8 protein-coding genes are annotated in these 10,451 nt (G+C 73.6%); 2 read left to right on the top strand and 6 right to left on the bottom strand.

The annotated features are described in order from the left end of the window. The 5 genes from ACLIBK_RS06745 to ACLIBK_RS06725 all read right to left on the bottom strand — a co-directional run. A partial coding sequence (locus tag ACLIBK_RS06745) for a helix-turn-helix domain-containing protein (protein ID WP_415386468.1) occupies positions 1–231 on the bottom strand: 231 nt, incomplete at its 3' end. Between the two features lie 90 nt (positions 232–321). Further along, a complete protein-coding gene (gene der, locus ACLIBK_RS06740) occupies positions 322–1,692 on the bottom strand; it encodes a ribosome biogenesis GTPase Der (RefSeq protein WP_415386467.1) in 1,371 nt (456 codons plus the stop codon). A 447-nt stretch (positions 1,693–2,139) separates the two neighbouring features. After that, positions 2,140–3,498: a PQQ-binding-like beta-propeller repeat protein gene (locus tag ACLIBK_RS06735; RefSeq protein ID WP_415386466.1), complete on the bottom strand. Its 1,359-nt coding sequence runs from the start codon at positions 3,496–3,498 to the stop codon at positions 2,140–2,142. A gap of 5 nt (positions 3,499–3,503) precedes the next feature. Then, positions 3,504–4,154 carry a tetratricopeptide repeat protein gene (locus ACLIBK_RS06730; protein ID WP_415386465.1) on the bottom strand — a complete coding sequence of 217 codons (651 nt, stop codon included), beginning with the start codon at positions 4,152–4,154 and terminating at the stop codon, positions 3,504–3,506. A 489-nt stretch (positions 4,155–4,643) separates the two neighbouring features. Next, positions 4,644–5,630 carry a hypothetical protein gene (locus ACLIBK_RS06725; protein ID WP_415386464.1) on the bottom strand — a complete coding sequence of 329 codons (987 nt, stop codon included), beginning with the start codon at positions 5,628–5,630 and terminating at the stop codon, positions 4,644–4,646. 289 nt (positions 5,631–5,919) lie between these two features. Here ACLIBK_RS06725 and ACLIBK_RS06720 point away from each other — a divergent pair, with 289 nt between their 5' ends. Continuing rightward, positions 5,920–7,344, top strand: a complete 1,425-nt coding sequence (locus ACLIBK_RS06720) for a hypothetical protein (RefSeq protein WP_415386463.1) — start codon at positions 5,920–5,922, stop codon at positions 7,342–7,344. Positions 7,345–7,688: 344 nt separating this feature from the next. On the opposite strand, the gene ACLIBK_RS06715 is transcribed toward ACLIBK_RS06720, so the two are convergent. Further along, positions 7,689–9,080: a NupC/NupG family nucleoside CNT transporter gene (locus ACLIBK_RS06715; RefSeq protein ID WP_415386462.1), complete on the bottom strand. Its 1,392-nt coding sequence runs from the start codon at positions 9,078–9,080 to the stop codon at positions 7,689–7,691. Positions 9,081–9,289: 209 nt separating this feature from the next. Between ACLIBK_RS06715 and ACLIBK_RS06710 the strand changes: the two genes are divergently transcribed. Further along, the gene (locus ACLIBK_RS06710; protein ID WP_415386461.1) at positions 9,290–10,378 is read left to right on the top strand and encodes a YeiH family protein; all 1,089 of its coding nucleotides are present in this window, start codon (positions 9,290–9,292) and stop codon (positions 10,376–10,378) included. The last annotated feature ends 73 nt before the right edge of the window (positions 10,379–10,451 follow it).

Genomic DNA, 10,451 nt, shown 5'->3' with positions numbered 1-10,451 from the left:
ACGGTCCCGCAGGCCGTCTAGCCCTTCGGCGTTGTAGCGCACCACCGCATCGCGCAGCGCTTGGCGCTCCAGGCCCACCAGCCGCGCTGCCTCTGCCCGGCTCAACCCATCCAATGCGTGCGCTACCGCCACCATCCGCGTCGCTGTCCGTCGGTTCGGCTCCCGGCGTGCCCGCCTGCGCAACTCGGACGCGCTCAGCAGGTCAGTCCGGATCGCCAGCGCTCGTCCCATCGGCCCGTCCGTTCCAGCCACGCCGAAACCGAATCACCGAACCTAGCGAACTGAAACTCACATCCGAGTCAGTTCATCCGCTCGCCGGTATTACTTGTCCTCGTCCTCGTAAGGATTGCTCGTCCCGCGCAGGTGCAGCCGGATCGGCACGCCCGGCATGTCGAAGGCCTCGCGGAAGCTGTTGACGAGGTAGCGGCGGTAATCCTCGGGCAGCAGCTCGGCGCGGGTGCCGAACACGGTGATGGTGGGCGGCCGCGCCTTGGGCATGGTGCAGTAGCGCAGCTTCAGCCGCTTGCCGCCGACCAGCGGCGGGGCGTGGCGTTCCAGCGCGCCCTCGAACCAGCGGTTCAGCGCGCCGGTGGCGACGCGGTGGTTCCAGCGCTCGTAGGTCTTGCGCACCGCGGGCATCAGCTTGTCCACGCCGCGGCCGGTCATGGCGGAGAGCGGCACCACCGTCACGCCCTTGGACTGCGCCAGGGAGGCGGTGAGCACGTCGTCCAGCTGCTTGCGCGTGCCGGGGCGGTCCTCCACCGCGTCCCACTTGTTCAGGGCGACCACCACGGCGCGGCCCTCGCGCTCGGCCAGGCGGGCGATGCGCAGGTCCTGCTCGTCCATGCCCAGCAGGGCGTCGAGCACGAGCACCACCACCTCGCATTCCTTCAGCGCGGCCAGCGAGGCGCCGACGGACATCTGTTCCAGCCCCTCGTGCACGCGGGCGCGCTTGCGCATGCCGGCGGTGTCCACCAGCCGCACCTTGCCGCCGGTCTCGTCGGTCCATTCCACCGCCACGGAATCGCGGGTCAGGCCGGGCTCGGGGCCGGTGATCATGCGCTCCTCGCCGGTCAGGGCGTTGAGCAGGGTGGACTTGCCGGCGTTGGGGCGGCCGACGATGGCCAGGCGCAGCGGGCGGTTGCGGCGCTTCTCCTCCGTGTCGGGCTCGTCCTCGTCCTCCTCACCCTCCGGCTCGGGCGGGAGGCGGGCGGCGATCTCGTCGTGCAGCTCGCCCCAGCCGTCGCCGTGCTCGGCGGAAACGGGCAGCGGGGCGCCCAGGCCGAGTTCGTAGGCTTCCAGGGCGGAAGCGGCGCCGGTGCGGCCCTCGGCCTTGTTGGCCAGCAGGATCACCGGCTTGCTCTGCTTGCGCAGCCAGGTGGCGAAGGCGCGGTCCGAGGGCGTCAGCCCGGCCCGGGCATCCACCACGAAGAGGATCAGGTCCGCTTCGCGCAGCGCCGTTTCGGAGGAAGCGCGCATCCGGCCGGGAATGGTGTCGGGCGGCGATTCTTCCAGCCCGGCGGTGTCCACCACGATCACGTCGCGGCCGGCGATACGGGCCTCGGCTTCCTTGCGGTCGCGCGTGACGCCGGGCGTGTCGTCCACGATGGCGATGCGCCGCTGCGCGAGGCGGTTGAACAGGGAGGACTTGCCGACATTGGGCCGGCCCAGGATAGCGATGCGGGGCTTCATGCCGGCGCGACCTTTCGAGGCATTGCGGGAGTTTAGCACGGCGGGGCGGGCGATGGTTGCGCGCCACCGGCCAGGGAGAGCGGCGCCGGTCCAGGGCGCGCCGCGCATGGGAGAAAGGCTGCCCGTGTCGCCCGGCTCGGGTGGCGGCATGGGCCGGTTCGTGGGCGCCCTTGGCCCCGGGAGGGAGAAGGAATTCTCCCTCCCAGACCCACCCTCATCTTTTTTCGGGAGCTGCCGGGTCTGGGTGGGCACGCCGGGCGCTTGAAGCCTCAGAAAACATTCGTCCTGCGCAGCGCGGGCTGATGCGGCAGTTGCCGGAGGGCCGAGCCCTCCGGCGCGCCCAACGCGCCAGCCCAGACCGCGGCAGCATCCCGAAAAAAGATGAGGGGGAGGGTCCGGGAGGGGGAGAATTCCTTCTCCCCCTCCCGGGAACGGCGGGAAGTGGCGCTAGCCGCGCAGGGCGGCGAGGGTGCCGTCCTCGGTCAGCACCAGCACCTGGTTGCCGGCCACGGCGGCGGGCAGCAGCACCGGGCCGGGCAGAGGCAGGCGGCCGGTGATGTCGCCCTCCGCCGGGTCCACCAGCACCGCCTCCGACCCGCTGCCGGGCACCAGGATGCGGCCGTTGATCAGCAGCGGGCTGCCGAAGCTGGCGGGCTCGCGCCGGCGACCGCCGGGCGGGGTGGGCGGGTTCAGCGGCGTCAGCCAGCGGACCTGGCCGGTGGTGCGGCTCAGCGCCACCAGCTCCGCGTCGGTGGAAACCAGGAACATCCAGTCCCCCGCCACGGCCGGGTCGGTGGCGCCGCCGACCTCGCGCTCCCACAGGCGGCGGCCGGAGCGGAGGTCCACGGCGATGGTGGAGCCGCCCTGGCCCACGGCCAGCACGGTGCCTTCCACGATGGCCGGGGCGGCGCGGACGCCGGCAATGTCGGCGATGCCGCCGCGGCGCTCACCGGGCGGGGCGGACAGGGCTTCGGTCCACAGCACGCGGCCGTCGGTGGCGCGCAGCGACACCAGCTCGCCGGAGGGGAAGCCGGCCACCACGGTTTCGCCGGACACGGCGGGGGCGGGCAGGCCCAGCGGCACGGCGGTGACGGGCTGGCCGCGATACACCCAGAGCCGCCGGCCGTCCTCGGCCGAGAGGGCGAGGAGGTGGTTCTCCAGCGTCACCACGAAGATGCGGCCATCCGCCACGGTGGGGGCGCCGCGGGTCGGGGCGGGGGTGCGGACGCGCCAGCGCACCGTGCCGGTGGCGGGGTCCATGGCCAGCACTTCCGCCAAGCCGGTGGCGACGTAGAGGGTGTTGCCGTCCAGCGCGCAGCCGGCACCCACGGCGCCCACGTCGTCCTTGTCGGGGCGGGTGTCGAACTGCCAACGGCGGCCGCCGCGGTCGAGGCTGAAGGCGCCCAGCACGCCGTAGGCATCCGCGGCGTAGACGGTGTCGGCCGAGGCGACGGGGCCCGCGGTCATGCGGCGGCGATAGCCGCTGCCGGTGCCGACGCTGCCGCGCCAGGCTTCGCGCAGCGTTTCGGAGGACAGGGCGACGTGGCCGACCGCGTGGGCGGCGTCGCCGCCGACCTGCGGCCAGCTGGAAACCGGGCGCGCCGCGGGCAGCACCAGCGGTTGCCGCGCCGCCGCCGGATCGGCGCTGATGGCGCGGTTGTTGGTGCCCAGCAGCGGCAGGCGCTCGCCGGGCAGGGGCTTCTTGGAGGAACCGAACAGGTCTTCCAGCGTGTCGCAGCCGGCCAGCAGCCCGGCCGCGCCCAGCATTCCGGTGCCGCGGAGCAGGCCGCGGCGCGTCGCGCGCACCGGCCTCACCCGTCCAGCCCCGCGGCCAGCCGCGCGGCGCGGCTGCGGATGCCCTGGGGGGCGGTGGTGTCCTGCGCCAGCGCCTGCAGCGTGCGGCGGGCCACGTCCCTTTCGCCGCGGCGCATGGAGACCAGCGCCTGCAATTCGCGGGCGGAGGCGCGCCAGGGGCTCGAATCGGCGGCCAGCGGTTCCAGCCGGGCCGACAGGGCGGCGGGGTCCTGGCTGTCCAGGCCGTGCAGCGCCCACATCAGGCTGCCGAGGTCGCGGTACAGCCGGTCGGCATCCGGGTCGGCGGCCACGGCGTCCCACAGCGCCAGGGCGGCATCGCGGTCGCCGGTCTCGGCCTTCAGGGCGGCGGCGCGCAGCCGGGCCAGGGTGCGGTAGCCGGGCGGGGCGCTCTCGGCCACGGCGGCGAAGCGGTTTCCTGCGGCGCCGAGGTCGGCGTTCTCCTGCTCGGCGTTGCGGCTGGCTTCCAGGAAGATGGCGGCGGTCTGCTCGGCCTGCTGGGTCTGGTACCAGCGCCAGCCCTGCCAACCGCCCACCCCCGCGAGCGCCAGCAGGGCAACCACGCCCAGCACGCCGCCCCAGCGCGTCGCCAGCTGGCGGGCGCGTTCGGCGCGCATGTCGTCCTGCAACTCGTCGAAGATGTCGGCCAAGGCCGTGTCGCCCCCTCGGAAAGCGGCGGACCATAGCGGCCTGACCCCCGGGCGTTAAGCCCGAGGCCACGCGGCGGATGCAGGGCAGGTGCAACGAAGGCGGAATGATCTCCCGCGGGCGGTGGGAAATCCGCGGTTTTCGCTGCGGGCGCGGCGGCTTCGCCAGGGCGCGAGCGGGGCAGCGGGTGGTGGCGCCTCGGGAGGGGGAGAAGGCATTCTCCCCCTCCCGAACCCTCCCCCTCATCTGTTTTCGGGGTGCTGCCGCGGGTCTGGTGGCGAGGTCGGGCACGCCGGAGGGCGACGCCCTCCGGCGACGGCGGCCTTCCGTCCGCGGAGCTCGGGCGGTGGTCCTGGCCGCCGGGCGTCCCGCCGCTGCCGTGATTCCCGGCAGGAAACGAAGAAAGATGAGGGAGGGCTACGGGAGGGAGAATTCCTTCTCCCTCCCGGGCCGCGGGCGCTGCCCCCGGCCGGACGGCCCACCCGGCCGCCTCAGATGCGGAACTCGCCGCGCTTGCGGCCCTCGTCCACCGGCAGGAACAGCTCCTCCAGCGGCAGGCGCCGGCGACTCAGCCCCTGTTCGTGGGAATAGCCGGCCAGGGTGTCCAGCGCGTGCCGGTTGCGCGCGCCCAGCCCGTATTCCCAGGGGTCTGGGCCGAGGATCGCCGCCTGTTCCTCCCATTCCTCGCGGTACCAGGCCAGCGGCACGAGGCGGGGATTCTCCATGCGCTGCATGCCGATCGTCTTGGCCTGTTCGAAGGCGCGCTGGAGGTTGATGGGCACCCAGGGGTGCTGCTCCACGATCTCCCGCTTGAGGCCGAGCACGTGCATGATCGGGAAGATGCCGGTCTTGCGGTAGTAGCGGACCTCCTCGGCCCGGTAGTCCGGCCACAGCCGCGCCACGCGCGGGTCGCCGGCCACGAAGGGCTTGATGAGGTCGGAATGGATCACCGCGTCCAGCTCGCCCTCGGCCAGCATGGCTTCCACGGAACGGTCATGCGGCAGGCGGGACAGGCGCAGCCCTTCGGGCGGGGTGAAGCTCACGTCCTCGTCCAGCTCGGCGACCCATTCCACCTGCCGGTGCGGCACGCCGTATTCGTGCTCCAGGATGCCGCGCATCCACAGCCCGGCGGTGACGGAAAAGGACTTCACCCCGATGCGGCGGCCCACGAGGTCGCGCGGTTCGCGGATGCCCTTGCCGGTGTTGATGAACACGAAGCCGTGCCGGAAGCGGCGGTGAGGAAACACCGGCAGCGCGCATACCGGCAATTCGTGGTCGCGGGCCACGAGGTAGGAGGAGGCGGAGAGTTCCGCCACGTCGAACTCGCGGTTGCGCAGGAAGCGCCAGTGGCGGGTGGAGGAATCCATCGCCGTCAGTACCGTCAGCTCGATGCCGTCGGGCTGCACGGTGCCTTCCTTGAGGGCGCGCAGGATCTCGTAGTCGCCGCAGGCGAGGCTCAGCGGAAGCTTCTTGGACATCGGAACCCTTCTTCTCTCCGGTGCTGCCATCCCCGGCGGCGGCATCGCCGGGGATGGCAGCCCGACAGGCCGGCATGGGACGCCCCGGCGGCGGGATGGGCAAGGGCCGGTGGTGCCGTGGGAGGGCATGGGCGCGCCGGGGCCGGGCGGTTCCCGACGCGGGCGCGCGAGGTCGTGACCGCGCCGGCTTCCCCCGGCGGTGTCCCGGCCCCTCGACAGGGCGGGGGTGGCAGGTACATGCCTGCCCGACGCCTTCCCGCCGCGCCCGCAGAACTGGAATCGCCCGCCCTTGCCCGAACTGCCCCCGCTCAAACTACCCTGGATCGAGCGTGCCCCCGGCGCGCCCTACTTCGTCACTGCGGCCGGCGAGCCCTGGACTCCCATCGGCCAGAACGACGCGATCTCCTGGCCCGAGCTGGAAGGGCTGTTCCGCCGCCGCGACCTGCCCGCGGTGGAGCGCCACCTGCGCTACCTGAAGGAGCACGGCGTCACCTGCCTGCGGCTGATGCTGGAATACGCGCAGGGCAAGCACCGCTTCCTGGAACGCCGCGTGGGCAGCTTCAACCCGACCATGGTGCAGCTGTGGGACGACCTCTTCGCGCTGTGCGAGGTGGTGGGGCTGCGGGTGCTGCTGACGCCCTTCGACACCTTCTTCACCTGGATCAACTGGAAGAACCATCCCTACAACCAGGCCAATGGCGGCCCCTGCGACAGCCGCACCCGGCTGCTGACCTGCCCCGCCACGCGCGAGGCGGTGAAGGCGCGCTTCGCCTTTGCCACGGAGCGCTGGGGCAAGAGCGGCGTGATCTTCGGCTGGGACCTGTGGAACGAGATGCACCCGGCGCAGGGCGAGAACCTGCCCGACGCCTTTGCCCACTTCATCGACGATGTCGGCCCCTTCCTGCGCGACCTGGAGATCCGCCTGCACGGCCGGGCGCACCTGCAATGCGTGTCCGTCTTCGGGCCGGAGCTGGAATGGAAGCCGTGGATCGTGGACCCGATCTTCCGGCATCCCGGGCTGGATTTCGCCAACAGCCATTTCTACGAGGAAGGCAGCATCGACCAGCCGCGCGACAGCGTGGCCCCTGCGATCGCCGCCGGCCGGCTGACGCGCGAGGCGCTGGCGCATATCGGCGACCTGCGGCCCTTCTTCGATTCCGAGCACGGGCCGATCCACACCTTCAAGGACAAGCACCGCACCCTGCCGGAGCCCTTCGACGACGAGTATTTCCGGCACATCCAGTGGGCGCATCTCGCCTCCGGCGGGGCGGGCGGCGGCATGCGCTGGCCCAACCGCAAGCCGCACGTGCTGACCGCCGGCATGCGCCGCGCGCAGCAGGCCCTGGCCGGCTTCCTGCCGCTGGTGGACTGGCCGCGCTTCCACCGGCGCAACCTCAACGACGAGATCACCGTGGACGACCCCGCCGTGGTCGGCTTCGCCTGCGGCGACGAGAACCAGGCCGTGGCCTGGCTGCTGCGCCGGACGCTGCGCCGCGGTGCGCGACGCGACCGGCAGGTGGACGACTCGCTGGTGTCCCCCGTCACGCTGCGCATCCCCGGCCTGCGCCCCGGCCCCCGCCGCGTGGTGCTGTGGGACACCCGCGCGGGCCGCGAGGCCGGCCGCCTGTCCGCCGAGGCCGACGCCGCCGGCCTGCTGGCCGTGTCCGTGCCCGAATTCGGCCCCGACCTCGCCCTGGCCATCACCCCGGCCTGACGGGCGGCGTTCTCCTGGGGGTGACTTCCGGGGGTGCGAGGGGGCGCCTGAGTGTTCGGGCGCGGGCCAGGGGCGCTGCCCCTGGACCCCGCCGGGGAGTTTAAACTCCCCGGACCCCACGTTGAGTGCCTCCGGCGGGGGCGGGTTGGCCGCCGTCGCCCATCATAACCGCCGTCAGCCATCCCGCCCCCGTCGGAGGCACTCATGAGGTCGAGGAGCCTAAGCTCCTCGCGGGGGTCCCAAGGGGGCAGAGCCCCCTTGGCCGCGGCCAGCCCCCGGAAGCGTCTCCCGCGCAACCTGCAAGCCGCCTTCCCGGGAGAACGCTGCCCGTCAGGCTCGGGGGATCAGCCCGGGGTGAGGAGGCCGACGACGGCGCCCATCATGCAGCAGGCCAGGGTGGCGGCGAGCAGGGAGGGGAGGCCGAGGCGGACGATCTCGGGGCGGCGCTCGGGGCACATCACGGTCAGGCCGCCGACCATGATGCCGACGGAGGCGAAGTTGGTGAAGCCGCAGAGCGCCCAGGTCAGGATCAGGCGGGACCGCTCGCTGAGGCCGGCGCCGCCGGAGGTGGCGAGTTCGAGGTAGGAGACGAACTCGTTCACCGCGACCTTGACGCCGAGGGAGGCGGCCACGGTGCCGGCCTCGGCCAGGGGGACGCCCATGGCGAGGGCGAGCGGCCACATCACCCAGCCCATGATCTGCCGCACCGTCAGGCCGGTGAGGGGCTGCAGCACGGCGTCCGCCAGCGCCACGAGCGCCACGAAGACGATCAGCGTGGCCATGATGCCCAGCAGCAGCGACAGCCCGTCCTGAGTGCCGCGGACGATGGCCTCCATGGCGCTGTCGTAGAGCGGCGGCATGGGCGGGTCGTCCGCTTCCGCGGGCGCGGCGGCCGCGGCGGGAGGTGGATCGGCGGTGATGGGCAGGGCAGCCGTGGCGCTTGCCGCATCCGCGGGAGCAGTGGGCGGGGTGGGACCAACTCCTGGGCCGGGCGCTGCGGCCAGCGCCGCCGCCTCGGCGCCGGGGCGCAGGCTGGCGCCGGGCGGCATCATCAGCAGTGCGGCCAGGATGGCGGCGGGGGCGCCCACCAGGCTGGCGGCGAGGAGCTGCCCGGCCGCATCGGGCACCACCGGCGCGATCAGCGTGGCGTAGACCACCAGCATGTTGCCCGAAATGGTGGCCAGGCCGGCCACCATCACCGCGAAGAGCTCCGCCGTGGGCAGGGTGGCGAGCCAGGCGCGGATCAGCAGCGGCGCTTCCACCATGCCGACGAACACGTTGGCGGCCACGGAAAAGCCGCAGGCGCCGGAGATGCCGAAGGCCCGGTGCAAGCCGCGCGACAGCACCGACACCACCGCCGGCAGGATGCGCCAATGGTAGAGCAGCGCGGACAGGGCGCCGACCACCAGCACCAGCGGCAGCGCCTGGAAGAACAGCACGAAGGAGGCGCCCGGGCGGGTTTCGGCAAAGGGCAGCGGCGCGCCGCCGAGATAGCCGAACACGAAGCCGGTGCCCTCGCGCGTGGCGGCGGCCAGCGCGTCCACCGCGCCGCCCAGCAGGTCGAAGAAGCGGCGCGCGCCGGGGACGTGCAGCAGCAGCGCGGCGAAGAACAGCTGCCCGCCCAGCCCGGCCGCCACCACGCGCCAGGGGATCGGGCGGCGGCAGCCGCCGAGGGCCCAGGCCAGGGTGCAGAGCAGCAGCAGGCCGAGGCCGGACTGCGCCTGGAGGGCGGTCACGCGCTGGCCCGCGCGCGGCGCGTTGCGAGGGGGACGGGCCGGGATGGGCGGGGCCGGGCATGGCGGCCCGCGGGGGCGCCGGAGGGAGCGGGCAAGATCATCTCTCCTGGCGATGGATTCGATCTGGATGGGATGTTTGCCAGATGAATCCGGGGCGTGCATGTCTGCGGCACCGAGAAGGACCCCAGGCAACCCCCGTGCCGGACACCATGCCCCTGCCTTCCCTCGCGCGCGGCGAGGCTGCCCCGGCGACGCGCGGCGAGGCCGCACCGGCCGCGGGCGGCGTGCTGCGCCGGCTCGCGCCGGGGGTGCTGCTCTGCGCCGCGGTGTCGCTGCTGGCCTGGGGCCTGCAGGTGCTGGAAGCCCGGATTTTCGGCCATGCCTGGCTGGAAGCCATCGTGCTGGCCATCCTGCTGGGGGCGGCGATCCGCACGGCCTGGACACCGGGGACGCGCTGGGCGCCGGGGATCGCCTTCAGCGCCAAGACCCTGCTGGAAACGGCGATCATCCTGCTCGGCGCCTCGCTGAGCGCGCAATCCGTGCTGGCGGTGGGGCCGGGGCTGGTGGGGGGCATCGCCGCCGCCGTGGCGCTGGCCATCCCATGCAGCTACGGCATCGGGCGGCTGCTCGGCCTGCCGCGGCGCATGGCCGTGCTGGTGGCCTGCGGCAATTCCATCTGCGGCAATTCCGCCATCGCCGCGGTGGCGCCGGCGATCGGGGCGGAAAGCCGCGACGTGGCGGCGGCCATCGCCTTCACCGCGGTGCTGGGCGTGGGCGTGGTGCTGGGGCTGCCGCTGCTGGTGCCGGCGCTGGGCCTGACGGAGGCGCAGTACGGCGTGCTGGCGGGGCTGACCGTGTATGCCGTGCCGCAGGTGCTGGCCGCCACCGCGCCGGTGGGGACGCTGGCCGTGCAGCTCGGCACGCTGGTGAAGCTGGTGCGGGTGCTGATGCTGGGGCCGGTGGTGCTGGTCCTCTCCCTGCTGGCGCGGCGGGCGGGAACGGTGCCGGCGGGGCGCGGCGGCCGGCTGGTGTTCGGGCGGCTGGTGCCGCCCTTTATCCTGGGCTTTCTCGGCTTCGCGGCGCTGCGCTCGCTGGGGCTGGTGCCGGAAGCGGCGCTGGCGCCGATCGCGGGCACGGCGGGGGTGCTGACCGTGCTGTCCATGGCGGCGCTGGGGCTGGGGGTGGATGCGCGGCTGGTGGCGCGAAGCGGGCCGCGCGTGGTGGCGGCGGCGGTGCTGTCGCTGCTGGTTCTGGGCGGCATCAGCCTGGGGCTGATCGGGCTGCTGCGGCTGGGGTGAGGCGGCACGGCGCCGGGGCGCGTGGCGGCCCGGCGGCGGGGAGCGCACCTCCAGGCGCGCCCGCCAGGCGTGC

This window comes from Roseomonas sp. BN140053, from assembly GCF_047690175.1.
GTDB lineage: Bacteria > Pseudomonadota > Alphaproteobacteria > Acetobacterales > Acetobacteraceae > Roseomonas.
Note: the sequence above shows the minus strand (reverse complement) of the source record. Positions and strands in the feature narration are given on the sequence as shown.